Origin of the sequence: Amycolatopsis sp. CA-128772, from assembly GCF_002904295.1 — a bacterium.
Lineage (GTDB): Bacteria > Actinomycetota > Actinomycetes > Mycobacteriales > Pseudonocardiaceae > Amycolatopsis.
Genome location: NZ_PPHG01000071.1, coordinates 154328 through 179850, shown reverse-complemented (window position 1 = coordinate 179850; position 25523 = coordinate 154328). Strand labels below are relative to the sequence as shown.

Annotated in this window: 28 protein-coding genes; 12 read left to right on the top strand and 16 right to left on the bottom strand. The window is 72.0% G+C overall.

Annotation, left to right across the window (positions count from 1 at the left end):
- Positions 1-20 precede the first annotated feature (20 nt).
- On the top strand, positions 21-662 hold the full coding sequence (locus C2L59_RS25765; RefSeq protein ID WP_103352082.1) for a TetR/AcrR family transcriptional regulator: 642 nt from the start codon (positions 21-23) through the stop codon (positions 660-662).
- Positions 663-770: 108 nt separating this feature from the next.
- Here the strand turns inward: C2L59_RS25765 and C2L59_RS25760 are convergent, their stop codons facing one another.
- Complete coding sequence (locus tag C2L59_RS25760; protein WP_103352081.1) at positions 771-1502, bottom strand: TetR/AcrR family transcriptional regulator; 732 nt, start codon at positions 1500-1502, stop codon at positions 771-773.
- Between the two features lie 67 nt (positions 1503-1569).
- On the opposite strand from C2L59_RS25760, the gene C2L59_RS25755 reads away from it, so the two are divergent.
- The gene (locus C2L59_RS25755; protein WP_103352080.1) at positions 1570-2439 is read left to right on the top strand and encodes an alpha/beta fold hydrolase; all 870 of its coding nucleotides are present in this window, start codon (positions 1570-1572) and stop codon (positions 2437-2439) included.
- Positions 2440-2524: 85 nt separating this feature from the next.
- Positions 2525-2983, top strand: coding sequence for a hypothetical protein (locus C2L59_RS25750; RefSeq protein WP_103352079.1), 459 nt, complete (start codon positions 2525-2527; stop codon positions 2981-2983).
- 124 nt (positions 2984-3107) lie between these two features.
- On the opposite strand, the gene C2L59_RS25745 is transcribed toward C2L59_RS25750, so the two are convergent.
- Entirely contained in the window at positions 3108-4337 is a 1230-nt protein-coding gene (locus C2L59_RS25745) for a CdaR family transcriptional regulator (protein ID WP_103352078.1), read from the bottom strand.
- A gap of 111 nt (positions 4338-4448) precedes the next feature.
- On the opposite strand from C2L59_RS25745, the gene C2L59_RS25740 reads away from it, so the two are divergent.
- Positions 4449-5294, top strand: coding sequence for an SGNH/GDSL hydrolase family protein (locus C2L59_RS25740; protein WP_103352077.1), 846 nt, complete (start codon positions 4449-4451; stop codon positions 5292-5294).
- On the opposite strand, the gene C2L59_RS25735 is transcribed toward C2L59_RS25740, so the two are convergent.
- The 6 genes from C2L59_RS25735 to C2L59_RS25715 are packed head-to-tail and all read right to left on the bottom strand — an operon-like array spanning position 5284 to position 11142.
- Complete coding sequence (locus tag C2L59_RS25735) at positions 5284-5802, bottom strand: pyridoxamine 5'-phosphate oxidase family protein (RefSeq protein WP_103352076.1); 519 nt, start codon at positions 5800-5802, stop codon at positions 5284-5286. The genes C2L59_RS25740 and C2L59_RS25735 overlap by 11 nt on opposite strands.
- Positions 5799-6788, bottom strand: a complete 990-nt coding sequence (locus C2L59_RS25730) for an LLM class F420-dependent oxidoreductase (protein WP_103352075.1) — start codon at positions 6786-6788, stop codon at positions 5799-5801. Before C2L59_RS25730 ends, C2L59_RS25735 begins: the two co-directional genes overlap by 4 nt.
- Complete coding sequence (locus C2L59_RS49210; protein ID WP_233223676.1) at positions 6785-7051, bottom strand: hypothetical protein; 267 nt, start codon at positions 7049-7051, stop codon at positions 6785-6787. The genes C2L59_RS25730 and C2L59_RS49210 overlap by 4 nt, the downstream gene beginning before the upstream one ends.
- The gene (locus C2L59_RS25725) at positions 6955-7971 is read right to left on the bottom strand and encodes an acetyl-CoA acetyltransferase (RefSeq protein ID WP_233223671.1); all 1017 of its coding nucleotides are present in this window, start codon (positions 7969-7971) and stop codon (positions 6955-6957) included. The genes C2L59_RS49210 and C2L59_RS25725 overlap by 97 nt, the downstream gene beginning before the upstream one ends.
- Positions 7972-7975: 4 nt before the next feature.
- Positions 7976-9673 (bottom strand): class I adenylate-forming enzyme family protein, encoded by a 1698-nt coding sequence (locus tag C2L59_RS25720; RefSeq protein ID WP_103352074.1) that lies wholly within the window; start codon positions 9671-9673, stop codon positions 7976-7978.
- On the bottom strand, positions 9670-11142 hold the full coding sequence (locus tag C2L59_RS25715; protein ID WP_103352073.1) for a carotenoid oxygenase family protein: 1473 nt from the start codon (positions 11140-11142) through the stop codon (positions 9670-9672). The genes C2L59_RS25720 and C2L59_RS25715 overlap by 4 nt, the downstream gene beginning before the upstream one ends.
- A gap of 124 nt (positions 11143-11266) precedes the next feature.
- On the opposite strand from C2L59_RS25715, the gene C2L59_RS25710 reads away from it, so the two are divergent.
- Positions 11267-12223, top strand: a complete 957-nt coding sequence (locus C2L59_RS25710; protein ID WP_103352072.1) for a helix-turn-helix domain-containing protein — start codon at positions 11267-11269, stop codon at positions 12221-12223.
- 82 nt (positions 12224-12305) lie between these two features.
- Complete coding sequence (locus C2L59_RS25705) at positions 12306-12491, top strand: DUF5302 domain-containing protein (protein ID WP_103352071.1); 186 nt, start codon at positions 12306-12308, stop codon at positions 12489-12491.
- Between the two features lie 48 nt (positions 12492-12539).
- Here C2L59_RS25705 and C2L59_RS25700 read toward each other — a convergent pair whose 3' ends face one another.
- Positions 12540-13478: an MBL fold metallo-hydrolase gene (locus C2L59_RS25700; protein ID WP_103352070.1), complete on the bottom strand. Its 939-nt coding sequence runs from the start codon at positions 13476-13478 to the stop codon at positions 12540-12542.
- Between the two features lie 83 nt (positions 13479-13561).
- Between C2L59_RS25700 and C2L59_RS25695 the strand changes: the two genes are divergently transcribed.
- Together C2L59_RS25695 and C2L59_RS25690 are read left to right on the top strand one after the other, a co-directional pair.
- Positions 13562-14506 (top strand): LysR substrate-binding domain-containing protein, encoded by a 945-nt coding sequence (locus C2L59_RS25695; protein WP_103352069.1) that lies wholly within the window; start codon positions 13562-13564, stop codon positions 14504-14506.
- Between the two features lie 119 nt (positions 14507-14625).
- Positions 14626-15372 carry a hypothetical protein gene (locus tag C2L59_RS25690; RefSeq protein ID WP_146060432.1) on the top strand — a complete coding sequence of 249 codons (747 nt, stop codon included), beginning with the start codon at positions 14626-14628 and terminating at the stop codon, positions 15370-15372.
- A 4-nt stretch (positions 15373-15376) separates the two neighbouring features.
- Here the strand turns inward: C2L59_RS25690 and C2L59_RS25685 are convergent, their stop codons facing one another.
- The 5 genes from C2L59_RS25685 to C2L59_RS25665 form a co-directional block, all read right to left on the bottom strand.
- Positions 15377-16177: a serine hydrolase gene (locus C2L59_RS25685; protein ID WP_103352067.1), complete on the bottom strand. Its 801-nt coding sequence runs from the start codon at positions 16175-16177 to the stop codon at positions 15377-15379.
- Complete coding sequence (locus tag C2L59_RS25680) at positions 16174-17247, bottom strand: Glu/Leu/Phe/Val dehydrogenase dimerization domain-containing protein (RefSeq protein WP_103352066.1); 1074 nt, start codon at positions 17245-17247, stop codon at positions 16174-16176. Before C2L59_RS25680 ends, C2L59_RS25685 begins: the two co-directional genes overlap by 4 nt.
- A gap of 191 nt (positions 17248-17438) precedes the next feature.
- Positions 17439-18632, bottom strand: a complete 1194-nt coding sequence (locus tag C2L59_RS25675; RefSeq protein ID WP_103352065.1) for a kynureninase — start codon at positions 18630-18632, stop codon at positions 17439-17441.
- Positions 18629-19423, bottom strand: coding sequence for a tryptophan 2,3-dioxygenase (locus C2L59_RS25670; protein ID WP_103352064.1), 795 nt, complete (start codon positions 19421-19423; stop codon positions 18629-18631). Before C2L59_RS25670 ends, C2L59_RS25675 begins: the two co-directional genes overlap by 4 nt.
- Complete coding sequence (locus C2L59_RS25665; protein ID WP_103352063.1) at positions 19420-20235, bottom strand: PaaX family transcriptional regulator C-terminal domain-containing protein; 816 nt, start codon at positions 20233-20235, stop codon at positions 19420-19422. The genes C2L59_RS25670 and C2L59_RS25665 overlap by 4 nt, the downstream gene beginning before the upstream one ends.
- A gap of 48 nt (positions 20236-20283) precedes the next feature.
- Here C2L59_RS25665 and C2L59_RS25660 point away from each other — a divergent pair, with 48 nt between their 5' ends.
- The 4 genes from C2L59_RS25660 to C2L59_RS25645 are packed head-to-tail and all read left to right on the top strand — an operon-like array spanning position 20284 to position 24056.
- Positions 20284-21036 carry a creatininase family protein gene (locus tag C2L59_RS25660; RefSeq protein ID WP_103352062.1) on the top strand — a complete coding sequence of 251 codons (753 nt, stop codon included), beginning with the start codon at positions 20284-20286 and terminating at the stop codon, positions 21034-21036.
- Positions 21029-22543, top strand: coding sequence for a benzoate-CoA ligase family protein (locus C2L59_RS25655; protein ID WP_103352061.1), 1515 nt, complete (start codon positions 21029-21031; stop codon positions 22541-22543). The genes C2L59_RS25660 and C2L59_RS25655 overlap by 8 nt, the downstream gene beginning before the upstream one ends.
- The gene (locus C2L59_RS25650) at positions 22540-23232 is read left to right on the top strand and encodes an SDR family NAD(P)-dependent oxidoreductase (protein WP_103352060.1); all 693 of its coding nucleotides are present in this window, start codon (positions 22540-22542) and stop codon (positions 23230-23232) included. Before C2L59_RS25655 ends, C2L59_RS25650 begins: the two co-directional genes overlap by 4 nt.
- On the top strand, positions 23229-24056 hold the full coding sequence (locus C2L59_RS25645; RefSeq protein ID WP_103352059.1) for an enoyl-CoA hydratase family protein: 828 nt from the start codon (positions 23229-23231) through the stop codon (positions 24054-24056). The genes C2L59_RS25650 and C2L59_RS25645 overlap by 4 nt, the downstream gene beginning before the upstream one ends.
- A gap of 158 nt (positions 24057-24214) precedes the next feature.
- Here C2L59_RS25645 and C2L59_RS25640 read toward each other — a convergent pair whose 3' ends face one another.
- Together C2L59_RS25640 and C2L59_RS25635 are read right to left on the bottom strand one after the other, a co-directional pair.
- On the bottom strand, positions 24215-24604 hold the full coding sequence (locus tag C2L59_RS25640; RefSeq protein ID WP_233223669.1) for a VOC family protein: 390 nt from the start codon (positions 24602-24604) through the stop codon (positions 24215-24217).
- Positions 24604-25521 (bottom strand): SMP-30/gluconolactonase/LRE family protein, encoded by a 918-nt coding sequence (locus C2L59_RS25635; protein WP_103352057.1) that lies wholly within the window; start codon positions 25519-25521, stop codon positions 24604-24606. The genes C2L59_RS25640 and C2L59_RS25635 overlap by 1 nt, the downstream gene beginning before the upstream one ends.
- Between the last annotated feature and the right edge of the window lie 2 nt (positions 25522-25523).

Sequence of the window (25523 nt, the reverse complement as noted above, 5' to 3'; positions counted from 1 at the left end):
GCCCGTGCGACGATGAGCACATGAACACCGAGCCGGCGCCGAGATGGCGAAGACTGGAACCGGACGAACGGAAGGAACAGATCTACGCCTGTGCCGCGCGGCTGTTCGGTGAGCGTCCCTATTCCGCAGTGTCCACTTCGGACATCGCCGCGGCGGCCGGCGTCGCGCGGGGGCTGATCAACCACTACTTCGGCACGAAACGCGAGCTGTACCTGGAAATCATCCGCCGCGCGCTGACCGTGCCGCGGCTGGCCGTCGAGATCCTCCCCGACGGGCCGCTGGAGCTGCGGGCCGACGTCGCCATCGAGTGGTTCCTCGACATGGTCACCAGCCAGGAGCGGATGTGGCTGGCCGCGATCGCGCCCGAGGGCATCGGCCGCGACCTCGAGGTGGAGCGCATCCTCGAAGAAGCCGACCGCGAATCGGCCGACCGCGTGCTGGAGGCCGTCGGGCTGTCGCGGGAGAGCGAACACGGGCCGGAGCTGAACGCGCTCGTGCGCGCGTTCGGCGGGATGGTGAAGTCGGCCGGCCGGGAGTGGCTGGTGCGCCGGTCACTGACCCGCGACCAGGTGCACCTGCTGCTGTCGAAGTCGCTGGTGACCCTGGTCGGCGAAATCTTCCCGGCCATCCAGGCCGAGCCGCCGGGCAGCGGTCGCGTGTAGACCGAAGCCCCCGGCGCCACGAGGGGGAGGAGGGCGCCAGGGGCTCCGGGTCAGTGGGCGAACCACCGACGCACGCCCACGGTACGCCCCGGCACTGTCAAGTCGCTGTCAACCGGCACTGTCCGAATCGTGCAGTTCCGCCAGACGGTGGGCGAGCCCGTCGAGGCAACGCCGGACGGCGTAGTCGTAGAGCTGTGCGTAGTAGCCCGAGGCGAGGTCGGGGTCCCCCATCAGGTCGTGCATCGCCGCGCCGAGTTCGGCCATCCCGGGCAGGTCGGCCCGCTGGCGGTAGGTGGCGTACTCCTCGGTGTTGTCGATCCGCAGCGCGAGGGCGCCGTCGCGGTCGTCCTCCATGGCGACGAACTGGCACGCGGTCATCAGCAGCAGGTTGTAGGCCAGCACGCTCTCGCGGCCGAACCCGGCGGCCAGCAGCACGCCGATGCCGGCGTCGATGGACCGCGTGGCCGCTTCGACCGACGGGCCGAACAGCGCCAGCCGCCGCGCGCAGCCGGGGTAGCTCCGCAGCACCGCGCGCAGCGAGGCCAGCAGCTCGGTGAACCACGCCTGCCACGGCAGGTGTTCGTCCGGCAGCTCGAGCAGCCCGACCACCCGGTCGACGACGGCGTTCACCACCGCGTCCCGGTCGCCGACGTGGTGGTAGACCACCGCCGGGTAGGCCTCGACGGCGCGGGCGAGCTCCCGCAGGGTCCAGTTGTCCAGGCCGCGCCGGCCCGTCAGGTCGGTGGCGGCGCTGATGATGCGGTCGGCGGTGAGCGCCGGCAGTCCCGCCGCGGCCCGCGATCGGGGGCGCTGTCCGGTACCCGAGGATGAGGTCGGCATGGGGCGTAACGGTAACGGCACCAGCCGGGCGGGTGCCAGCTCCGCACGGGTACGGCAGGATCGGGGCATGGCACGCGCACAGGCCAACGGTCTCGAGCTCGAGTACGACACCTTCGGCGATCCGGCGGATCCGCCCCTGGTCCTGGTGATGGGCCTCGGTGCCCAGATGATCACCTGGGAGGACGGTTTCTGCGAGCTGCTGGCCGGCCGCGGGTTCTTCGTCGTGCGCTACGACAACCGGGACGTCGGGCTCTCGACGTGGCTCGACCACCTGCCCCCGCCGGACCTGGCCGCGCTGGCCGCCGGCGACCTGACGACCGCGCCGTACACGCTGTCGGACATGGCCGACGACGCCGTGGGGCTGTTCGACGCCCTCGGCATCTCCCGGGCGCACGTCGTGGGCGCGTCGATGGGCGGGATGATCGTGCAGCAGCTGGCCATCGACCACCCGGACCGGCTGCTTTCGGTCACCTCGATCATGTCGACCACCGGTGACCGGGCCGTCGGGCAGGCCGAGCCGTGGGCGCTGGCGATGCTGACGCGGCCGCCGGCGAACACGCGCGAGCAGGCCATCGCCGACAGCGTCGAGGGCTACCGGAAGCTCGGCTCCCCCGGCTACCCGGACGACGAGGCGTTCCTGCTGGCCAAGGCGGCCCTGCACTACGACCGCGCCCGCCACCCGGTGGGCACGCTGCGGCACGCGGCGGCGGTCGTCGCCTCGGGCGACCGGACCGCGGGGCTGCGTTCGGTGCGGCTGCCGGCCCTGGTCGTCCACGGCGACGCCGACCCGCTGATCAACGTCAGCGGCGGCAAGGCGACGGCGGAGGCCATCCCGGGTGCGGAGCTGCTGGTCATCCCGGGGATGGGCCACAACCTGCCGCGCGCGGTCTGGCCGGAACTCGCCGACGCGATCGCCCAGGTGACGGCGTCCGAGTAAACGAAGCGTGAAGATCCCGGGCGCGGGCGTACGGAATCGTGTCCTGGCCCACGCCGGCGCGCCTGCGCCGGACTGGACTGGACGGATGACAGACGGCTTCGGGTTTCCGTTCGGCTGCGCGGCCGCGGTCGCCGCGGTGATCGTGGCGGACCTGGCCGGGGCGACGGGCCATCCCTGGTACGCGCTGGTCACCCTGGGCGCGGTGGTCACCACCACCGCCTACCGGAGTCCCCCGCCCGCCGCCGGTGTGGCGGTGGTGGCGTGGGCCCTGCACGCGGGTTTCGTCCTCGGCCGCCTCGGCGAGCTGACGTTCGACCCCGCCTCCGCCCTCGCCGCCCTGGTCCTCACGACCGCCCTGGTCACCGGCACCCTGACCCGCACCGCCGTGTCGTCCCTCCGGACACGCGAACCGACCGTCCAGGTACGCGAGTCGACTGTCCAGGTACGCGAGTCGACCGTTCAGACACGCGAACCGACCGTCCAGGTACGCGAGTCGGCCGTCCGGGCACGCGAGTTCGCCGGCCGGGTGCTCCGGGTTCCGTAACCAGAGGCCGGCTCGCGTACCGGAAGGGTCGGTTCGCGTACCCAGAGGGTCGGTTCGCGTACCCAGAGGGTCGGTTCGCGTACCCAGAGGGTCGGCTCGCGTATCCCCCGGCGGGGGACGAGCGTCAGCGGCGGGCGAGGGTTGCGCGGCGGGCGGCCGAGGCCGCCGTCAGGCGGGCCAGGCCGGCGGGGTGGAGCGGGTCGATGCCGGTCAGGTCGCGGACGCGCCGCAGGCGGTAGTCCACCGTGTTGGGGTGGACGTGCAGGCGGGCTGCCGTCCGGCGGCGGTTCGTGTCCAGGGCCAGGTACGTCTTCAGGGTTTCGACGAGCTCGGGGTGCGCGTCCAGGGGGCCGAGCGCGGCCGCGAGGCGGTCGCGGGCCGCGCCCGGGCGGGTCAGCTGGTACTCGACCAGGACGTCGTCGAGGCGGTAGAGCCCCGGGTCGCGGCCGAACCAGCGCAGCACGTCCAGCACCTCGCCGGTCTGCGCGGCCACCTCGCGGACCTCCGCCGGCGCCGCCGTGTCCGCCGCCGCCAGCACCGTCACGCCCGCCGCGCGCCCGGCCGCATCCAGCACCGCGTGCCAGTCCGACGGCCGGCCGGCCACCGGGAGCAGGACCAGCCCGCCCGGGCCGTCCAAGGACGCCAGCACGCCGTCGCCGCACGCGTGCTCGAACGCCGCCAGGAACCGGCGGAGCTTGCGGCGGACGGCGATCTCGGCGTCCACCCCCGGCGACGCCTCGTCGGCGTGCGGCCCGAGCTCGACGCTCAGCACGAGGTACTGCGCCGGCAGCGTGATCCCGGCGCTGCGGGCGACGACGTCGACCGGGCCGCCGTCGACGAGCACCGACAGCAGCGTCCGGCGCGCGGTGTGCTCCTGCCCGACCTTCGTGCGCAGTTCCTCCAGGTACCCGCGGGTGACCGCGCCGGTGACCGTCCCGACGAACGCCAGCACCCGGTCCGCGACTTCGAGCAGGTCGGCGACGTCCGCACGGCCCGAAGAAGCCGAGCCGACGGCGAAGATCTCCCGCGCGCCGACGTGGTACGCGGTCAGCACGGCCTCCAGCGGGAAGCCCTCTTCCGCCCGGCGGACGGCGGACGCGCCGACCTCCCGCAGCTCGGCCGCGTTGAGCTCGCGATCCTCGCGCAGGCTGCGCGCGAACGCCCGCACCGCCTGCCGGGTGATCCCCGCGATGTCGCCGGTCAGCTCCTCCACCGGCAGCCGCCGGTAGTCCGCGACCTCGGCCTGGATGCGCCGGAGCACCCGGGCGATCAGCTCGGGTTCCTCCCGGGTGAGCCGCTCGTGCACGCGCTGGCCGCCGAGGGTCAGCTCGCCGCCGCCCTTGTGCTCGGTCACAACCGATCCCCTCGTTCTCTACCCGGATTCCCAGTCAACCCGGCCCCGCGCCGTGCCGATGGTGTCACGGAGACCAGCCATCGGCACAACGTCAAGGAGGACGGCGTGCGAGTGAGAACGACGGCGTTCATCGCGATCATGGTCACCGCGCTGGCGGGCGCGGCGGCGGCCCCGGCGGCGGCGGGCACCACCGGGGAGTACGTGGCGCTGGGGGATTCGGCGGCGGCCGGGCCGCTGGTCCTGCCCCCGGACCTCGCCTCCCCCGGCTGCCTCCGGTCCCTGGCGAACTATCCGCACGTCGCCGCGAAGCAGCTGGGCGTGCCGCTGACCGACGTCACGTGCTCCGGCGCGACGACGGCGGACATGACCGCGCCGCAGCGGACGTCGGCCGGCGCGGTGCCGCCCCAGCTCGACGCGCTCGGCGCGCAGACCCGCACGGTGACCGTGACGATCGGCGGCAACGACATCGGCCTGGTCGGCGCCGCGACGAGCTGCATCAACCTGCTGCCCGGCATCAACCCCGACTGCGTCGACCGGTACACCGCGGGCGGCCACGACCAGCTGGCCGAGAAGATCGCCACGTTCGAGCCGGTGTGGGGCGCGCTGCTGGACGCCATCCACGCGAAGGCGCCGGACGCCGACGTCTTCGTGGCCGGCTACGGCACCTACCTGCCGCACAACGGGTGCTGGCCGATCGCGCCGCTGACCCCGCGCGACGCGAACTACATCCAGGGCAGCGTCGACCGGACCAACGCTGCCCTGGCCCGGCAGGCCGCCGCGCACCATGCGCACTACGTCGACGTCCGGACCGCCTCCGTCGGCCACGACGTCTGCAAGGTCCCCGGCGTCAAGTGGTTCGAGAGCGTGATCCCGACGTCGGTCGCCGCGCCGCTGCACCCGAACGCGGACGGCATGGCCGCGATCGGCGGGCTGGTCGCCGCGGCGATCAGCGGCTGAAGTCCCAGCGGGTGGCGCCGTACGGCTCGGCGCAGGCGACGCCGATGGCCCGGTGCAGCGTGAGCCGGTAGAGGTGCCACGGCGGCGGGCCGGCGCTGCCCGCCATGAACGGGGCGGTGAAACCCTCGTCCAGCACGGTCGCGGGCCAGCCGCCTTCGCGGTAGACGGCCGCCACCCGCTCGAGGGTCGCTGCTTCGGCGACGCGGTGGGCCTCGCCTTCCAACGTGACGTCGAGGCCCTTCAGGCGCACCGACACGCTGCACGCCGGGTTCGCGGCCAGGTTGCGGGCCCGGCGAGTGCCCGGGCCGCTGACGAAGTACAGCGTGTCGTCCACCCAGATGGCGCCGACGCCGGCGGCGTGCGGGCGGCCGTCCGGGCGGGCGGTCCCGACGAAGAACGTCAGGTCCTCCTTCGGGGTCTGGGTGGCGAGGAGGTCACGCGCCCTGCTCCACGGCAGCGGGGCGGCCCCGGTTCGGTCGAGGTTGCGGGTGGCGGTCGGTTCGGTCATACCCCAGTGTCGGACAGAACGGCCGCGGATCGACACGCCTCGAGGGTTTTCGCCCCACCGGGGTCCCCGTCGCCGGTGGCCGGGACGATCGCCAGCTCGTCGACGCCGGCCGCGGCGTAGGCCCCGATCTTCGCGGCGATCTCCGCCCCCGACCCGAGCAGGCCCACGGCGGCGATGGCCTCGGCGGGGATCGCCGCCAGGAGTTCGCGCGGGTGCGGCCGGCTGCGGGCGAAGGCCACGAGGTCGCCGAAGCCCTCCGCGCGGAACATGTCGGCGTAGCCGGGCGCGGCCAGGTAGCCGACCACGCCCCGGCGGAGCTGTTCGAGCTCGGCCGGTCCGGGGCCGGCCGCGCCGACCACCCACGCGGCCACCGGCGGCGGGGTGGTGCCCGCCCGCTCGGCCGCGGCGCGCAGCCCGCGCACCAGCGTGGCCGCGGCGGCCGGGCTGACGAGGTTGACGACCATCCGGTCGGCGTGCCGCGCGGCGACGTCGAGCGCCCGCGGCCCGAACGCGGCGATGGTCAGGGGCGATTCCGGAGCGGGCAAGCGCAGCCGGTAACCCCGCGAACCGACGACCTGGCCGTCCACAGTGGACTTTTCGCCGCTCAGCAGCTGCCGGACCGCCACCGCGGACTCCGCCAGCGCCGTGGCGGCACGATCGCGCGAGCGGCCGTGCCAGCCGCGCACGACGACGTCGCTGGAGGTCCCCAGAGCGACGCCGGTTTCCCGGCCGGTCAGTGCCGCCACCGACGCGACGCCCATGGCGATCGTCGCCGGGTCCCGCACGGTGACCGCCAGCGGCCCGAAGGTCAGGGAAATCGTCGAGGTGGCCGCACCGATCGCCGTGCCGAGGGCGAACGCGTCCCACGTCGCCATTTCGCCGATCCACAGCTCCGGGTAGCCCGCGGCCTCGGCCGCACGGGCCGTCTCCAGCGCCTCCGCCGGCGGCCGGTCCTGCCAGAGCCCCAGCGACACCGACAGCCTCATGCGGTGACCACCAGGGTGACCACCGTGGTGAACGAGCCGCCGACGTTCAGCGTCAACGCCGTCCGCGCGCCCCCGACCTGCGTCTCGCCCGCCGTGCCGGAGACCTGCCGGGCCGCGTCGCGCAGCATGCGGACGCCGGTCGCGCCGACCGGGTGGCCGAGCCCGATCAGGCCGCCACCCGGGTTGATCCCGGCCGCGCCGAGACCGCCGCCGGCGATGAACCGGCCGCCCTCGCCGGGCGGGGCCGCGCCGAGGTGCTCCAGCGCGACCAGGCCGGTGATGGTGAAGCAGTCGTGCAGTTCGACGACGTCGAGCGCGCCGGGCCGGGCACGCCCGCCCGCCGGTAGGCGTCGGCGACGGCGCCGTGCAGGTGCGGGAACAGGTACTCCCCGCCGGCCGCGATCTTCGGCGCGAGGCCGATGTGCGCGGTGCGGTGCCCGAAGCCCGCGATGCGCGGGAACCCGCCGCCGAGCCGTTCGGCGAACGCCGGCGAGGCCAGCAGGACCGCCGCGGCGCCGTCGGTGATCCGGCCGCAGTCCTGCTTGCGCAGGCGGCCCTCGACGACGGGGTTGAGCTCGTCGTCCGGTCCGAACGAGCCGGCCGGGAACCGCCAGTCGCGGGCTTGGGCCAGGGGGTTCAGCGCCGCCCGGGCGAAGGCGTGTTCGGCGAACAGCCCGAGGTGCGCCGGGTCGAGGCCGTACCGCTCGTCGTAGGCGGAAGCGACGTCGGCGAACAGCGCGGGCCACGGGAACTTCGCGGCGACGGCCTCGTGCCCGGCCCACGCGGCGGACCCGAGGTGCTCGGCCGCGCACTGCCCGTCGACGTTGCGCATCAGCTCGACGCCGACGACCAGCGCCAGGTCGTACCGGCCGGCCTCGAGGTCGGCGCACGCGGCGAGCACCGCCGTGCTGCCGGACGCGCACGCGGCTTCGTGCCGGGCCGACGGCACGCCGTCCAGCTCCGGTACGGCCGCCACGAGCAGCCCGCCGAGCTGGGCCTGGCCGGTGAACAGCTCGGCGGCGAGGTTCCCGACGTGCGCGACTTCGACGTCGTCGGCGCTCACGCCGGCGTCGGCCAGCGCGGCCGGCACGACTTCGGCGAACAGCTCGAGCAGCCCGCGGCCTTCCTTCGTGAAGTTGCGCGCGAAGTCGGTCTGCGCCCCGCCCAGCACGTACACCGTCATGACCTCACCCCAGGCTTTCCCGCAGCTGCCGCTTCAGGATCTTCCCCACCGGGTTGCGGGGCAAGGCGTCGGCGTACTCGAGGCGTTCCGGCAGCTTGAACGCGGCCACCTGCTTCTCGCGCAGGTGCGCGACCAGCTCGTCGAGCGACGGCTTGCGCGCGCCCGGCACGATGACCGCGCAGACCCGCTCCCCCATGACGTCGTCGGGCACGCCGACAACACCGACGTCAGCCACGTCCGGGTGCCCGGCCAGCAGGCCCTCGACTTCGGCGGGCGAAATGTTCATGCCACCGCGGATCACGAGGTCCTTCGTCCGGTCGACGTACCGCAGGAACTCCCCGCGCTCGCCGGCGATCTCGAAGACGTCGCCGGTGCGGAAGCAGCCGTCCTCGTCGAACGCCGAAGTGTCCAGCGGCTGCCCGATTTCCGTGAGGTAGCCGGCGAACACCGTCGGCCCGGCGATGTGCAGCTCGCCCGGGCGCCCGGGTTCGGTCACGTGCTCGCCGGTCACCGGGTCGTGCAGCCGCACCGACGTCCAGCCGGCGACCGGGGTCGACCAGGTGACGTCCGAGGCGTAGTTCGGGAAGTAGCTCGCGCGCTGGTCCGGGGCCGGGATGTCCACCGGGCCGGACAGCAGCGCGGTGCCCTCGTTCGAGCCGAAGAAGTTGATGATGCCGATGCCGTACCGCTCGGCCCAGGTGCGCACCAGCCACGGCGAGAGCGGCGCCGAGCCGGACCCGATCTTCCGCAGCGCCGAAATGTCCACACCGGACAGCATTTTTTCGTTGTGCAGCAGCATGGTCAGCAACGCCGGTGGCGCGAGCGTGTAGGTCACCCGCTCGGCCGCGAGCTGGCCGAGGAACATCGGCAGGTCGAACGGGTGGTGCGGGGCGAACACGGCGCCGGTCAGCAGCCACGGCAGGAACATGCCGCCGATGCCGGCCATGTTCGTCATCGGGAACGGCGAAAGCAGGACGTCGTCCGGGGTCATCCCCGCGGCCTGCACGCAGCCGCGCGCGGTCGCCAGCCAGTCGCCGTGGCAGCGCGGGACCGCCTTCGGTTCGGCTTCGGTGCCGGACGTCCAGCAGATCGTCACGCAGTCGTTCACGTCGGTGTCGAGTGTGGACAAATAGCTGTCCAAAGCGGATTGCTCCGCTTCGGACAGTGGAGCTTCGGGCCAGCCCAGGGCGCCGGCCGGTTCGTCGTCCCCGCAGGCGACGACGAACCGGACCGACGGCGCCGAAGCGCCTACTAGCCCAAGGGCCGCCCCGGCGAGCTCGTGCTCGCCGTATCTGGATGCGGTCACCACCCCGACGGCACCGGTGCGCCGGCACATCGGGCCGAGTTCGTGTTCCCGGTAGGACACCGGGAACGGGGTGACGATCGCGCCGATCCGCACGATCGCGAGGAACGCCTGGGCCAGGGCCGAGCAGTTCGGCAGCTGCACGGCCACGACGTCACCTGCTCGCACCCCTCCGGCGAGCAGGAACGCGGCCAGGACGTCGACGCGTTCGTCGAGCCGGTTCCAGGTCCACCGCACCGGGTCGCGTCCGACCAGTGCGGTGGTGTTCGGTGGATCGACCAGCGCGAGACCCTCCGGGTCGGCACTGACCCGCTCCTTCACGAGCCGGTCGATCGTCTCCGCACTCCACCATCCCCGCGCCCGGAAGTCCCGGGCGCGACCCTCTCGATGGCATCTCATGGACGGAGGTTTTCCAGCTGGTCCGCCCGGACCCAGGTCGCGTGAAAACCGAGCGGGACACGCTGGGGGAGCAGGACCCTGGCCACGGGTCCGGCAGCGAGGTCGGCGGCGTCGAAGATGTCCAGTTCCGAGCGCCCCTCACGCTCGTCCTGCACGAACGTCACCAGGTACCCGTCCGCCGAATCGACGGGTGCTCCTTCGCGGGGTGCGAACGGAGCCTCGCTGCCCCACCGGCCGGGACCGAACCGGTATTCGGTCTTTGCGCCGGCAAGATTGTCGTGGCGCACCAGCCCGTCGAACTTCAGCGTCGACTCGGGCGAGATGTGCACCGCGTAGGAGTACCGGTTCCGCCGTCCGACGCCCCGGGCGTCGACGGTCGGGAACTCGGTGTTGTCGTCGTCGAGCGGCTCCTCGTGGCACGCACCGGTCCGCAGGTCGAAGCGGTAGCGGTGCAGCTGGGCGTCGAGCCGCAGGTAGGACAGCATTTTCGCGAGTGGCGTGTGTGCGTCGGCGCGCGGCTGCGGGCGCTGCACGCGGCAGACGTCGAGGAGGACTTCGTCGCCCTGCTCCCAGGCGTTGACGACGTGGTAGATGTAGCACGGGCTCGCTTCGAACCACCGGATCCGGCTACCGTCTCCGTAGCGTGGCATGACGCCGAAGCGGCTGGGCAGCGAGCGGTCGAAGTGCAGCTTGTGGCGGCCCTGTTTCGCCGCCGCGAGGTCCTGGACCAGCGGCAGGTCCATCAGCACCGCGTAGTGCTCGGTGATGGCCATGTCGTGCGGCAGGCGCGGGCCGGGCAGCTCGACGTCGGTGGTGGTCACCACCTTGCCGTCCGCGCTGATCACGCCGTAGCGCAGGTACGGCGGGCGGGGTCCGTAGTCGAACCAGAACAGCTCGCCGGTGACCTCGTCGACCTTGGGGTGGGCCATCATGTCGCCGGCCAGCGTGCCGAGGAAGTCGTCGGCGCCGAGGGTCTCCAGCGACAGCGGGTCGACCGCGTACGGCGAGCCGCACAGGTACCAGGTGGCGAGGATCCGGCCGCGGTGGAAGACGACGTCGGTGTTGGCGTTGTCCTTGAGCCCCAGGCCGTGCGCGTTGCCGAAGGGGTTGCCCTTCGGATTTTCCATGACGCCGGTCCAGAGCGCCTTGCCCGCGGCCGACTCGGCCTCGAAGGCCTTCGTGCGGATCCAGCGGTTGCGGTAGCGGGCCCGGCCGTTCTCCAGGTGGACGGCGTGGATCATGCCGTCGCCGTCGAACCAGTGGTAGCGGCCTTCCGGGGCGAATCGCGGGTTCGGGCCGTTGCGCAGGTAGACGCCGTTGAGGTCCTTCGGGATCTCGCCGATGACCTGCAGGTCTTCCGCGTCGATCTCGGTCCCGACCGGGGCGTAGACGCCGAGCAGGTAGGGGTTGTCCTCGGCCGCGTCCGCCGCCCGGGCCACCATCAGCGGCTGTTCGGAGGTGCTGGTCATCGGGCTGCTCCCTGGCTGCGCGGGGTGATGGGGAAGAGACTATGATTTGTGTACCCAGGTGTCAATAGGCTTCTTTTGGTGTAGCCAGGTGTACGCTGAGGCCGTCAGTAACGAGGGGAAACGGGTGACCGAAGCGACTGCACACCGCGTCCGGCCGGCGGGCGATCCGCTCCGGCGGGCGCTCGAGCTGGTCGGCGACCAGTGGACGCTGCTCATCCTGCAGAGCCTGTTCCTGCGCTTCCGGCGCTACGAGGAGCTGCGGCTGCGGCTGGGCATTTCGCCGACGGCGTTGTCGGGACGGCTGCGGGACATGGTGGACGCGGGCCTGCTCACCCGGGTGCCGTACCGGGACGCGCGCCGCACGCGGCACGAGTACCGGCTGACCGAACGCGGCCTCGAGCTGTGGCCGCTGCTGATTTCGATCTGGGCGTGGGAGCGCGAGTGGGTCGAAGGCCGCCGCGAGGTGCTGCCGACGCTGATCCACCTCGACTGCGAGCTGGCTACATCAGCGCCCCTCGGCTGCGCCGCCTGCAGCCGCCGGGTCGACGCGCGTGACGTGCGGGCGTCGCGGCTGGACAGCACCGGCGTCGCGGCGGCGACGGCGTCCAAGCGCTTCCGCCGCAAGGACGCGGATTCCCTGGCCGGCGACCCGCTGATGTTCTTCCCGGACACGATGGAGCTGCTCGGCGACCGGTGGTCGACCGGGCTACTGGTCTCGGCACTGCTGGGCTGCCGGCACTTTTCGGAGTTCGAGCGCGAGCTGGGCATCGGGCCGAGCGTGTTGTCGGCCCGCCTGAGCAAGCTGGTCGAGGTCGGTGTCCTGCGCACGGGAACGGCGGCCACGCGCACGGACGCGCGCGACTACCGGATGACGGCGAAGGGCCTGGCGTTCTTCCCGGCGCTGGCGTTCATCGCGGAGTGGTCGCGCGGGTTCGAGGTGGCGGGCCAGGAGCCGGACATCACGCTGCACCACGTCGAGTGCGGCGAGCGCTTGCGCCCGATGCTCCTGTGCGACCACTGCGGCCGCCCGCTGACCCGCAAGTCGGTCCAGTTCGGCGGGGTGCCGTCGCCCAAACGCTGAAGGGTGACGGAAATCGGCTCGCCAAGCGCTGGGAGTGGTGCCAGGCTGGAGCGGTCACACGTCGTCGTTTTCGGAGGTAAGCATGAGTGAACCGGACCCGTCGCCCAGCGGCGAGGAGGACGACGTCAAGCGCAAGTTCCGCGAGGCGCTGGAGCGCAAGCAGGCCCACGCCCGCACGGGAGCGGCCCACGAGAACGGCGGCGGCAAGAACCAGCACGCCCACGGCCCGGCGGCGAACAAGCGGACGTTCCGCCGCAAGAGCGGCTAGCAGGCAGCACGAAGGCCCCCACCGCGAGCGGTGGGGGCCTTCGTCGGTTCAGGGCGAAAACTCGCCGAGGTGGTCCAGCACCACGAACTCGCTCGCCGGGCTCGCCGCGGCCACGGCCTTGCGCAGCAGCTCCAGCCCGCCGTTCGGGTCGTCGGCCTGGCCCAGCGGCAGGTCGAAGTCGTCCCAGTGCGTGGCCGCCACCCACGGCGGGTGGCCCACGGTTCGCAGCAGCCGAGGGACGTACTCGCGGACCTTCGCCCCGCCCGGGGGCAGCAGGACCACGTCCGGGCGCAGGCCCGCCAGCTCGGACTCGACGTAGTTCGAGCCGCCGAAGTCCAGCACGCTCGCCCCGCCGCCGGACACCAGGTACGCCAGTGTGCCGCCCTCCAGCAGGTCCGAGATCACCCGCGGGCGGTCGCGCCGGGACAGGGGCCGGGTGCCCGGGAACGCCACCTGGGCGCGGGTTCCGGTGGCCGAATGCAGGGACCGCAGCACCCGGATCGAATAGCCGTCGAACGTCAGGTCCTCGCCGCCCGTGGCGATCGCCAGCTGGTCCTCCGGGGCGCCCAGGGCCGCCATGAGACTCAAATGGGTCTCGGTGCCGAGCACCGTGGCCCCGGTGCGTTTTGCCAGGTAGGGGACGTCCGTCAGGTGGTCGTAGTGGCCGTGCGTCACCAGGATGTGGTCCGCGCGGAGGAAGCCGCGGTCGAGGTAGCCGTCGATCAGGGCCCGGTTCACCGAGAGCGGGGTGCGGGGGTCCGCGCCCGCCGGCGTGTACGTGCCCGTCTTGAACCTCGTCAGCCACGGGTCGATCAGGATCGTCTTCGTCCCGATGCGGATCTCCCAGCCGTTGTTGCCCCACCAGCGCAACGTCATCCCCGAACCCGGCGCCGAAGCCGCGCGGGCGGTCGCCGGCGCGCCCGCGAGGATGGCCGCGGCCGCCGCGCCCGCGCCGAACAGCCCGCGCCTGCTGAATCCTGTCTCCATGGCGCCACTCGACCACGCGCGGCGGAGCGCTGTCCAAGATCGAGACGTCGGCATGTCGATATGCAGGCGGGTATCGTCGCAGCGTGGACCACCTTCGTTCGCTGCGCTACTTCCTCGTCGTCGCCGAAGAACTCCACTTCGGCCGGGCCGCCGAACGGCTCGGGATCGCGCAGCCGCCGTTGAGCCAGCGCATCAAGCGGCTGGAAGCCGAGCTGGACGCGAACCTGTTCGACCGCGGCCGCCGCGTCACGCTCACCGAAGCCGGCGAAGTCCTCCGCGCCGAAGCACGCGACCTGCTCTCCCGGTGGGACCGCATGACGACGCTCGTCGCGAAGGCCGGCCGCGGCGAGATGGACGCCCTGCGCGCGGGCGTGCCGCCGGAGCTGCCCGGCCGGCTGCTGGCCGCGATCCTCACGCGGTTCGCCGGCGAATACCCGGCCGTCCGGCTGGACCTGCAGGAGCTCACCACCGCCGAGCAGGCCCGGCTGCTCGCCGACCGCGAACTCGACGCGGGGCTGCTGCAGCTGCCGGTCGACGTCGTCGGCCTCGACCTCGGCCCGGCCGTCGACACCCCGCTCGGCGTGGTCCTCCCCCGCGACTCGCCGCTGGCGCGCCGCACCCGCCTCACCCTCGCCGACCTCGCCGGCGAGGGCCTGGTCCACGCCCCGCGTGCCGCGGCGCCCGGCAGCTACGACGCCCTGGTGCGCACCTGCTGGGACCACGGCTTCCGCCCCGCGTCGATCCGCCACGCCCGCAACCCCGAGTTCGTCCTCGGCCTGGTACTGGCCGGCCACGGCGTCGCGTTCGAACCGAACGTCCGCAAAGAACCACGGGTGGTCTGGCGGCCACTGGAAGGCGAGGTGCTGCGAGCCCGGACGGCGTTCGCCTGGCCGTCGACCAGCCCCCACCCGCAGGCGGCGAAACTCGCCGAAATCGCAGCCGAAGTCCTTCAGGACGACGGCGTCTCCCGGCTGGTGCCGCCGTCGGAGGGCCCCCGGCCTTGGGACGTGTTCTACGAGCGCAGCTGATCGACCGCGTGGTGTGCAGAATACCTCCCATGGTGAGCTCCTTTTCGCGAGAACGACGGACCATCACGTCGAGACCCATCAATGTTCCCGCAGCCGGTTTGCGACGCAGGAAGCCTGCGATGAAGGCCCGTCCCCGACCGGCGCGACGGACGACTCGAGCCGTTGCCCTCCTGAACAAGCTCGCCGTCTGGGAGGGATGGGTGCGGCTTGCGTCGTTGGCCGCCGTTGTGACGTTGTGGTTCACCGCCGACAATGCCATCACCAGCCAGCAGCAGGCTCAGACGAATCAATGGCAAGCTCAGCTCGCCGCGCGGAGTCAGCAGGAGTCAGTCTTGACGACCGCCTATGGCCAGTTGTCTTCCGGGAACGCCGCCACACGTGCCGCGGTAATCCGGAAATTCCGCCAACTCGGGGCCCAGATCCCGGAGGAGCAGCACCACATCGACGGTCTCATTCGCGACTATCTCTGGGAAAGCCTGCCGCCGAACCGGTGCACGCCGGGCGATGAGATCCCGGCCGACCTGAAGGCGGCATTCGAAAGCACTTATGACGAATTCAAGATCACGCATTTCAACGATGGTGACAGTGGAGCCATCTTGACCTGCATGAAGAAGACGTCCGCTGATACGCTGGAGATAAATTGGCACCAGCGGACGCCGAAAGACCTGCCCGCCTACGACGAAGACTATTCGGCAACACTGCACATCGACAAGAATCTCTTCGGACTCGAAGAAACCACGGCATTCCTGTCATGCAATTGCCATGAGCTGAATATGTTCACAAAGCGACAGCGACATGTCGGCGTGGACCTGGCGAAGGCGGGGTCGGACGCGAGGGAACCGTATCAGGTGAAGATAGCGTTCTGAAGTCTCACGAGCGCAGCTGATCGACCGCCGTGCGAGCCGCCTCGCCGATTGCGCGATCGATATCCGGGCGCCGCAACGTCTCCGCGCCGCCGGTCGTGAACACCGCCACCGCGTACGCGGTGCCGTCCGGGTAGGTTGCGACGCCGATTTCGTTGCGGATTCCCGGCATCGTGCCCGTCTTGCCCGCCACCGCGACCTCCGGCGGGAATCCCGCCGTCAGCCGGTGCCAGCTGACCTGTGCCGACATCCACTCGCGGACCGGTGCGGCCGCGTCGGCGGCCCAGATCGCCGCCAGCAACGTCGTCATCTCGCGGGGGGTGGTTGCCGATGTTCGCAGGGGGTCCAGGGCCCGCGGTGGCCGCCCGGCCTCGGTGTCCTCGATGATCGTGCGCAGCACGTCCCGCGGCGCGCCCATGACGGACGTCCGCGTCAGGCCCAGCTCCGCCAGCAGCGACCGGACGTTGTCCACGCCGACGCGGTCGAACAGCAGGTCCGCGGCGGTGTTGTCGGACACCGAAAGGGCCAGGCGGGCCGCGTCCCGCAGGCTGTACTCGGCGTCGTCGGCGAACCCCGCCGAACCGGTGCCGCCCAGCCGGTCCGCCGCGGTCGCCCGCACCCGGTCGGCCGGGTCGAGCAGGCCGGCCGCCATCTGGCGCGCGAACTCGAACGCCAGCGGCACCTTCACCACGGACGCCAGCACCACCGGCTCGTCCGCGTCCAGGCCGGTTTCGCCGGACGAACCGAGGCGGCGGGCGTGCAGGAACCCCCGCACGCCCACCGCCTCGAAGAACGCGGAAGGACTCACCCGGTCATGATGGACCGCAGCCGCCCGACCTCCGCCATGCGGCGCTCGGCGAGCCGGTCGGCCGCCGTCGCCGGGGGCACGCCGTCGGTGTCGGCCAGGGCGAACACCGCCTTCGTCGTGTCGTAGATGGCCGTCGTCTTGCGCTTCGCCCGCTCGAAGTCGAAGCCGTGGCGCTCGTCGTCGACCTGGATCACGCCGCCGGCGTTGACCAGGTAGTCCGGCGCGTACAGGACGCCGCGGTCGGCGAGCTGCTTGTCGATGCCGGCGTGCGCGAGCTGGTTGTTCGCCGCGCCGCAGACGATCCGGGCGCCGAGCACCGGCACGGTCTCGTCGTTCAGGACGCCACCCAGCGCGCAGGGCGCGAAGACGTCCAGTTCGGTGCGCAGCAGGGTGTCCACATCGGACGCTACTTGCACGGACGGGTAGACGTCGAGCGTGCGGGAGATGGCCGGCGCGGCGACGTCGGTGATGGTGACCTGCGCGCCGGCCTCCACGAGGTGCCCGACGAGGAGGTGGCCGACCTTGCCGACGCCGGCCACGCCGACGCGCTTGCCGGCCAGGTCCGGGCGGCCGAAGACGTGCTCGGCCGAAGCCCGCATGCCCTGGAAGACGCCGAACGCGGTGAGCACGGACGAGTCGCCGGCGCCACCGTCCTCGGGCGAACGGCCGGTGACGTACTGGCTTTCGCGGGCGACGACGTCCATGTCCTGCACGTACGTGCCCACGTCGCACGCCGTGATGTAGCGGCCGCCCAGGGACTGCACGAAACGCCCGTACGCGCGCAGCAGCGCTTCGGACTTGAGCGTCTTCGGGTCGCCGATGATGACGGCCTTGCCGCCGCCGAGGTCGAGCCCGGCCAGCGCGTTCTTGTACGCCATGCCCTTGGACAGCGCGAGGACGTCGTCGAGCGCGTCGGCTTCGGTGGCGTAGGGGTGGAAGCGCGTCCCGCCGAGGGCGGGGCCGAGCGAGGTGGAGTAGATGCCGATGATGGCCTTCAGGCCACTGGCCTGGTCGTGGCAGTACACGACCTGTTCGTGTCCGGTGCCCCGGGCGAACACTCCTTCGGTCACGGTGGTGACTCCTTTGTCATCCGCGCCCGGTTTCGTGGCCGGGACGCGCTTCGGGTGGCCGGGAACCGGCGCCGGGCGGAGGTCGTCCGCCGCTGTGCCGGGTCCCGGCACCAACCTAGATCCCTTCCGCATCCCGGACCAGTGGAGGTCCCGCGATACGGACCGGTAGCCCGGAAGTAGGGGCCCCTGGATCAGCCGCGCACCACCGTGGCGAGCGTGCCCATCGCCGTCTCCAGCTGGGTGTCGGAGAGGTAGGGCGCCGGGCCGAAGCGCAGGTGGGAGCCCCGGCTGTCGGTGCGGACGCCGTGCGCGGCCAGCGCCGCCTGCAGCCCGGCGGCGTCGGCACAGCGCAGCGACAGGAACCCGCCGAGCATCCCGAGCGGCGTCTCGCGGTCGCGGGTGACGACGTCCTCGGGCAACCCGAGCTTGTCGAACACCGACGCGAGCAGGCCCACCTGGTGCTGCGACACCTCGCGCAGGAACTCCGGCGTCAGCCCGTGCTCGGCGAAGAACCGCTGGACCCGGACGCCGCGGTAGTGGCCGGCCGGGTCGTAGGTGGCGCCGGCGAACCGGTCGCCGCCGATGGCGTACGGAACCTGGCCGGGGTGGCGCTCGTCGGCCAGCGCGCCGAACTCGGCGTACCAGCCGGTGATCACCGGCCGCAGCTCCTGGGCGTGCGCGGGCAGCCGCAGGAAGCAGTTGCCCTCGCCGAGCTGCAGGTACTTGTAGCCGCCGCCGAGCACCCAGGCGTTGGTGAGCCCGAGGTCGTGCAGCGGGAACGGGACGACGCCGAGCGCGTGGTAGGCGTCGACGACGAGCTCGATCGAACGGCCGCGGCAGACGTCGGCGAGGTGCGCGAGGCCGGGGACCAGCCTCGACGTCTCGAAGAGCACCGCGGACACGAGCACCGCCGCGGTGTTGTCGTCCACTTCGCCCGCGACGCGCTCGGCGAGCGTCGTCACCGGTTCCAGGGGCACCCGCACGACCTCGACGCCCTCCTCTTCGAGGCGGGCGAGCTGGCGGCGCAGGGTGTGGAACTCGCCGTCGGTGGTGACCAGGCGCGGCCGCCGCGGCAGCTCCATCGCCGACAGGAAGCGCAGCACCAGGTCGTGCGTGCTCGCGCCGAGCGCGTACTCGCCGTGCGGGTCGCCCAGCAGCAGGCGGAAACCCGCGCGCAGCTGGTCCGCCTTGGCGAAGGCGCGGTCCCACTTGCCGTCGACGTCGCGGGCGGCGTCGGCGAAGGACTCGAGGAGTCCTTCCTCGGCGACGTCCGGCCAGGCCTGGTGCGAATGCCCGGAAAGCAGGAGGCGGTCGGCCACCGCGAACCGGGTGTAGTGCGCGGCGAGGACGTTGTGGTCCGCGCGCAGGTCGTCCAAAGTGGTCACAGTCGGCTCCGTACGGCCCAGAGATCCGGGAACATCGGCTGGAAGAGCGTGGTACGCAGGTAGGTCGCGCCGGATGATCCTCCCGTCCCGGTCTTGTCGCCGATGGTGCGTTCGACCATCTTCACGTGCCGGTAGCGCCACTCCTGCATCCCTTCGTCGAGATCGACCAGACACTCGGCGACGACCGAGGATCCCCCGTCGTCGCTGTACACGTCCAGCAATATCGCCTGCAGGGCCGGGGACGGCTCCACCGAGCGAGTGACGTCTCGGTCACACTCGACCGCATAGCCAGAAACCTTGAGGTACGTGAGGAAAGAGTCGAACAACGACGGGCGCGCCATCGCTTCGGAGATGCGTTTCCGCTGCTCCCCACCTTCGGGGTAGTGCGCGAACACGCGCTCGTCACGGCGGCCGAGCACCGCCTCCAGCTCGCGGAACTGGGCCGACTGGAAGCCGCTCGAAGCGTCCAACCGGGCGCGGAAGCTGGTGAACTGGCTGGGCGTCATGGTTTCCAGCACGTCGATCTGCGCGACGGCGACCTTGAGGATCGTGAGGATCCGGCGCAGCGTGCGGATGGAATGCGCGGTGTTGCCCTTTTCCAGGTTCCGCTGGAGGAACTCGGCTTCGTGCAGGATCTGCTTGAACCACAGCTCGTACACCTGGTGGATCACGATGAACAGCAGCTCGTCGTGCTCGTCGGAGCGCAGCCGCTGCGCGTTCAGCACATCGTCGAGCCCGAGGTACGAGGTGTAGCTCAGGGCTTCCTGGGTCGCTTGGCTGGGTTCGGTCATCCTCGGGTCACCTCGTCGAAGTGGCGCTGCGCGGGGTGCGCGAGCGCGGTGTACAAGTCGTGGAACAGCTCGACCGCCGCCGCCCGGCAGTCCGGCGCGGGCACCAGGCCGGCGGGCAGTTCCGGGTCGAGCGACGGGAACATCCGGAAGGTGTGCACCAGCCGGGTGCGCACCTCGAACGCCTCGGCGTCCGGCGGCTCCCGGCCCGCGTACCCGCCGAACTGGCCGACGAACGCGGTGTACCGCGCGGCCAGGTCGTCGAGGTCCCAGGCCCGGCCGGCGAACCGGCGGACGTCCAGCGCGGCCGACGGGCGGCCGAGCAGCAGCCCGGCGTGCTCGGTGACGCCGAGCTCCTCGAGCAGGGCGACGACCTCGGCCTCGCGGTCGTGCGGGGCGATCCAGGTGCCGTCGGAGTAGGGCCCGAACCCGAGGAACCGCAGCCGCCGGACCAGGCGTTCCCTGGCCGGCCGGCGGCTCTCCGGGATGCTCTGCCACAGCACCGTCCACTCGCCCGCGGCGCGCTCGCGGCGGCCGAGGGAGAAGATCCGCTGGTCGCCGTCGGCGAGCAGCGCGATGGTGCGCCGGGTCAGCGAGTAGTGCACGGTGCGGCCTTCGCGGTGGCGCTGCAGCAGGCCGCGGCGCACCAGGCGGGTGAGCGCGATCCGGGCGGCGCCGTCGGAGAAGCCCAGCTCGGCGAGCACCGCGACCAGACCACCCGACCACACCCGGCGGGTTTCGCGCGGGTGCACGTAGCTGCCCAGCAACGTCACGACCAGCTCCTGAGGGCTGGCTTCGAAGGCGTCGGCGGGCATGGGCGCAACTCTATACACCCCAGGCCGCTGCGGTGTAGCTTGATTTGCGTGACGTACTTCGCGGACCTCAGCTCGCGGCAGGTCGCCGCCCTCGCGGACGGCTCGCGGGTACCGGTGCTGCTGCTCCCGCTGGGGGCGGTCGAGCCGCACGGTCCGCACGCGCCGCTGGGCACGGACCCGCTCATCTCCCGCGGGATGTGCGAGCGCGCGGCTTCTCGCTTGGCCGCCGACGAGGACGTCCAAGTGCTGGTCCTGCCCGAGGTGCCCTACGGCGTCACGCGGTTCGCGGCCGGGTTCGCCGGCGGCATCCACGTCGGCGAGGAGACGCTGCACGCGCTGCTCGTCGACATCGGCGCGGCCCTGATCGGCCAGCGGCTCCGGCGGATCCTGCTGGTCAACAACCACTTCGAGCCCGCGCACCTGGTGACGCTGCGGCGGGCCGTGGAGACGTTGAACTTCGCCTACGACGGGCGCGTCGCCCTGCTCGACCTGGTCCGGCGGCGGCACGCGCAGCGGCTGACCGAGGAGTTCCGGTCCGGCGAGTGCCACGCGGGGCGGTACGAAACGTCGCTGGTGCTGGCGGACCGGCCCGAGCTGGTCGATCAGGCGCTGATGCGGACGTTGCCGCACGTGCCGGTCAGCCTGGCCGCCGCTCCTCCCGAGGGCGGCTTCCGGGAAATGGGCATGTCGGAGGCGTACTGCGGCCAGCCCGCGGAAGCGACCGCCGAAGAAGGCGACGCGACGTTTTCGACGTTGACCGACCTGCTGGTGGAAGCGATCCGGGAGCTGGCCCGTGAGTGAGCCGTTCAACCTCGCCACGCACTTCCTCGACCGGCACGTGACCGAAGGCCGGGGTGACCGGACCGCGTTGTACGTCGGGGATCGCGCGGTCAGCTACGCGGCGCTGGCGGCGTTGGCGAACCGCGTCGGCAACGTGCTGCTGGACGCCGGTGTCCGTCGTGGACAGCGCGTGCTGCTGGCGCTGAGCGACGGCGACGAGTTCGTCGCGGCCTGGTACGGCGCCCAGAAGATCGGTGCGGTCACCGCCGAGGTCTACCCGTTCCTGCAGCCGAAGGACTACGCGTACTACCTCGGCTACACCGAAGCCGTCGCGGTGCTCGCGGACGCCGTCACGCTGCCCGCGCTGCGCGAGGCGGGCGCGACCGGACTGCTCGTCACGGGCGTGCCCGAAGCCGAGCTGCTCCCCGGTGAGCGTCCGTTCAGGACACTCGTCGACTCCGCGTCGGAGGCGCTGGAAGCCGCGCCGACCACTCTGGACGACCTCGGCATCTGGAAGTTCACCACCGGCAGCACGGGCGCGCCCAAGGCGTGCGTGCACACCCTGCGCAGTCCTCTCGAAAGCTTCGAGCGGTACGCGGTGCAGGTGCTCGGCCTGCGGGAGGACGACCGGGTCCTGGCCGTCCCCAAGCTGTTCTTCGGCTACGCGCGCGACCTGGTGGCGCTGTTCCCGTTCGGCGTCGGCGCCGCGGGGATCGCCTTCCCGGAGCGCAGCACGGCGGACCTGATGTTCGAGCTGATCGCCCGCTACCGGCCGACCGTGCTGGTCAACGTGCCGACGATGATGAGCGCGATGGTCGCCCACCCGGCCGCGGCGGAGCAGGACCTGAGCTGCCTGCGGATGGCGACGTCGGCGGGCGAGGCGCTGCCTTCGGAGCTGCACCGGAAGTGGGACGCGGCTTTCGGAGTGCCCGTGGTGGACGGGATCGGCTCCTCGGAGGCGTACCACATCTACCTGTCGAACCGCCCGGGCGCCGCATGCGCCGGCACGCTGGGCACCCCCGTTCCCGGCTACACCGCCGAGGTCGTCGACGAGCTGGGCGAATCGCTGCCGGACGGCGAGATCGGCCCGCTGCGCGTGACCGGGCCGACGATCGCGCTGGAGTACTACGGCGACCCGGAGAAGTCGGCGCGGACCTTCGACGGCGACACGCTGACCTCCGGCGACCTGTTCAGCCGCACGCCGGACGGGTACTTCCGCCACCACGGCCGCGCGGACGCACTGCTCAAGGTCGGCGGGGTGTTCGTCGCACCCGGCGAAATCGAGGACTGCCTGCTCGGTCACCCGGCGGTGGTGGACTGCGCGGTGGTCGGCCACGAAGTCGACGGCCTGGTCGTGCCGCGCGCGTACGTCGTGGTGCGCTCCGCGGTGCCGGCCGATGAGCTCAAGGCGCACGCGAAAGCCCACCTGGCCAAGCACAAGTATCCCCGCGAGGTGGTCTTCATGACGGAACTCCCCCGCACGGCCAACGGAAAGCTCGACCGGCGCACCCTGGCGGCCCGGTCGTGAGCCGCCTGGTGGTGGTCACCGGCGGCACCCGCGGCATCGGCGCGGCGATCGCCGGCCGGTTCCGGTCTTCCGGCGACACCGTGCTGGCGCCGGGCCGCGCGGACTGCGACGTCACCTCCGAGGACGCCGTGGCCGCGTATTTCGCGTCGGCGGGCCCGGTCGATGTCCTGGTCAACAACGCCGGGATCTCGTCCAGCGCCCCGGTTTCCCGGACTTCGCTGGCCGACTGGCACTCGCAGTTCGAGGTGAACGCCACGGGCGCGTTCCTCTGCACGCGCGCGGTGCTGGACGGCATGCGTTCGCGCGACCGCGGCCGGATCGTCACGGTGGCCTCGACGGCGTCGCACGTCGGCTACCGCTACACGGCGGGGTATACCGCGTCGAAGCACGCGGCGGTGGGTTTCATGCGCGCGGTGGCGGCGGAGCTGGCCGGCACCGGCGTCACGGCGAACGCGGTGTGCCCCGCGTTCGTCCGCACCGACATGACGGCGACCTCGGTGGAGCGGATCGTCTCCCGGTCGGGACGGTCCACTTCGGACGCGGAAGCGGCGTTGGCGGCGGCGTCCCCGCTCGGGCGGCTGCTGGAGCCGGCGGAAGTGGCGTTCGCGGTGTCCTTCCTGGCGGCCCCGGAGGCCGCCGCGATCAACGGCCAGACCCTCGTACTCGACGGCGGAGGAATCCAGTCATGAGCCCGTTCCGCGCAACCGCACCGCTGACGAAGGAGTGGGAACACTTCGGCTTCACCGTGTCCGACGGGGTGGCGACGGTGACGTTCACCCGCCCGGAGAAGCTGAACGCGCTGACGTTCGAGGTGTACGCGGACCTGCGGGACCTGATCATCGAGCTCCCGCAGCACGAGGACGTCCGGGTCCTGGTGATCACCGGCGAAGGCCGCGGGTTCTGTTCGGGTGGCGACGTCGAGGAGATCATCGGCGAGCTGCAGAAGTTCGAGACGGCGGAGCTGCTGGAGTTCACCCGCATGACGGGCGCGGTGGTGAAGGCCCTGCGCGAGTGCCCGCTGCCGGTGATCGCGGCGGTGAACGGAGTGGCCGCGGGGGCGGGCTCGGTGATCGCGCTGGCGAGCGACTTCCGGTTGCTGGCGGAGTCGGCGAAGTTCGCGTTCCTGTTCACGAAGGTCGGCTTGGCCGGGGCGGACATGGGATCGGCGTACCTGTTGCCGCGGCTGGTGGGCCTGGGCCGGGCCACCGAACTGCTGATCCTGGGCGACAAGGTGTCCGCGGCACGCGCTTCGGAAATCGGGTTGGCTTCGCAGGTGGTGCCGGACGCGGATCTCCCGGCCACGGCGGCCGCCCTGGCCCGCCGCCTGGCGGACGGCCCGGCATTGGCGTACGCGACGACGAAGGTGCTGTTGACCCGCGAGCTGGACATGGACCTGGGCAGCGCGATCGAGCTGGAGGCGATCACCCAGGCACTGCTGATGACGGCGAAGGACCACAAGGAGTTCTACGCGGCGTGGACCGCGGGCCGGGAGCCGCGCTGGACGGGCCGCTGAGGGCTCAGTCTTTCGCCGATCAGCCGAGCATCCGCAGATTGGCGAAGAGCATCCGCGAGGTGCCGCTGCCGGAGAGGCACAGCCGCAATCGAGGATTCCGCTCGCCGATGACGACAGACGCGGAGACGGGCGCGGCAGAACCGTCCCATGGCAATCCCTCAGGGCACCACTTCGGCCAGGCCGATCAGGTTGCCTTCGCTGTCGCGGAACCACGCCGCGCGCTCGCCGCTGCCCTTGCTCGGGTAGTTGCCGCGGATCTCCATGATCCCGCCGCGCGTGCCCTCGTACTCCTCGAACACCACGCCGCGCTCGCGCAGCACCGCGACCGTCGCTTCGAGGTCGTCGACGTAGAAGCCGGCCTGGGTGAACGAACCGTCGGACGCGCCGGCCGAGGCGTACAGGCAGAAGACGCCCGACTCGCCTTCGTACCGGAGGCCGCCTTCGCGTTCCTCGACCGCTTCGAGGCCGAGTTTCTCGGCGTACCAGCGTCGCGCCCGGGCCAGGTCCTGGGTGGGGATGCGCGTTTCGATGCGGACGTTGCTCAGCATCACCCGATGTTAGGCGTCACGGCGATCGCCGGCTCCTCCAAAGAGCCGAAATACAGCTGCCCCCGCCACTCGCGCACACCCACCAGCATGTGGAAGCCGTCGATCTCGCCGCGCAGTTCCCGCACCACCGTCCCGTCCGCCGCGACGCCCAGCACGCCGACCTCGCGGCCCGGGCTGGGCTGCAGCGACGCCGGCAGGCGCCGGACACCCGCCCGCAGCACCGCCGGCAGCCGGCGCACCACGTCCAGCGCCGGCACCTTCGGGGACGCCTGGGTGATCCAGATCAGCCCGTCCGTGCCCGTCGAGATGTTGTCCGGGAACCCCCACAGGCCGTCGACGAAGACGTCCGCGCGACCGTCGGGAAGCCGCACCCGCGACACGCGGCACGCGCCGGTCTCCGCCACCGCCACGAACGACTCGTCCGGGGCCAGCGCGACGCCGTTGGCGAACTGGAGGCCGTCGAGGAGCAGGTCGATCGAGCCGTCCGGCGTGCGGCGGAGCAGCCGGCCGCCGCCGGTCTGCTCGATCAGGTCGTCACGCCAGTTGTCGATGCCGAAACGGCGGGAGGAATCCGTGAAGTAGATCGTGCCGTCGGCCGCCACCGCCGCGTTGTTGCAGAACACGAAGTCCAGCCCCAGCGCCGAAGTGGCCAGCGTCGAGGGAGAACCACCCGTGAGCGGGACCGCCAGCAGGCCGGCGCGGGCGTCGCAGATCAGCAGCTCGTCCTCGCCGTACAGCTCGAGGCCCAGCGGGCGGCCCCCCGTGTCCGCGATGACGTCGATGCGCCGGCCGTCGGGCGAGAGGCGCAGGATGCGCCCGTCGTCGACGCCGGTGTAGATCCGGCCCTCGGCGTCGACCACGACGTCCTCCGGGCCGTGGCCGTTCACCGGGTACAGCGTGACTTCACCGAACCGCATCG

Bases quoted from the DNA above. Each gene is read 5' to 3' on its own strand.
- C2L59_RS25760 (WP_103352081.1), bottom strand. From the start codon at position 1,502: ATGCCGACCTCATCCTCGGGTACCGGACAGCGCCCCCGATCGCGGGCC.
- C2L59_RS25690 (WP_146060432.1), top strand. From the start codon at position 14,626: ATGAAGGCCCGTCCCCGACCGGCGCGACGGACGACTCGAGCCGTTGCC.
- C2L59_RS25765 (WP_103352082.1), top strand. From the start codon at position 21: ATGAACACCGAGCCGGCGCCGAGATGGCGAAGACTGGAACCGGACGAA.
- C2L59_RS25750 (WP_103352079.1), top strand. From the start codon at position 2,525: ATGACAGACGGCTTCGGGTTTCCGTTCGGCTGCGCGGCCGCGGTCGCC.
- C2L59_RS25735 (WP_103352076.1), bottom strand. From the start codon at position 5,802: ATGACCGAACCGACCGCCACCCGCAACCTCGACCGAACCGGGGCCGCC.
- C2L59_RS25645 (WP_103352059.1), top strand. From the start codon at position 23,229: ATGAGCCCGTTCCGCGCAACCGCACCGCTGACGAAGGAGTGGGAACAC.
- C2L59_RS25755 (WP_103352080.1), top strand. From the start codon at position 1,570: ATGGCACGCGCACAGGCCAACGGTCTCGAGCTCGAGTACGACACCTTC.
- C2L59_RS25720 (WP_103352074.1), bottom strand. From the start codon at position 9,673: ATGAGATGCCATCGAGAGGGTCGCGCCCGGGACTTCCGGGCGCGGGGA.
- C2L59_RS25715 (WP_103352073.1), bottom strand. From the start codon at position 11,142: ATGACCAGCACCTCCGAACAGCCGCTGATGGTGGCCCGGGCGGCGGAC.
- C2L59_RS25700 (WP_103352070.1), bottom strand. From the start codon at position 13,478: ATGGAGACAGGATTCAGCAGGCGCGGGCTGTTCGGCGCGGGCGCGGCG.
- C2L59_RS25640 (WP_233223669.1), bottom strand. From the start codon at position 24,604: ATGCTGAGCAACGTCCGCATCGAAACGCGCATCCCCACCCAGGACCTG.
- C2L59_RS25635 (WP_103352057.1), bottom strand. From the start codon at position 25,521: ATGCGGTTCGGTGAAGTCACGCTGTACCCGGTGAACGGCCACGGCCCG.
- C2L59_RS25705 (WP_103352071.1), top strand. From the start codon at position 12,306: ATGAGTGAACCGGACCCGTCGCCCAGCGGCGAGGAGGACGACGTCAAG.
- C2L59_RS25670 (WP_103352064.1), bottom strand. From the start codon at position 19,423: ATGACCGAACCCAGCCAAGCGACCCAGGAAGCCCTGAGCTACACCTCG.
- C2L59_RS25730 (WP_103352075.1), bottom strand. From the start codon at position 6,788: ATGAGGCTGTCGGTGTCGCTGGGGCTCTGGCAGGACCGGCCGCCGGCG.
- C2L59_RS25725 (WP_233223671.1), bottom strand. From the start codon at position 7,971: ATGACGGTGTACGTGCTGGGCGGGGCGCAGACCGACTTCGCGCGCAAC.
- C2L59_RS25665 (WP_103352063.1), bottom strand. From the start codon at position 20,235: ATGCCCGCCGACGCCTTCGAAGCCAGCCCTCAGGAGCTGGTCGTGACG.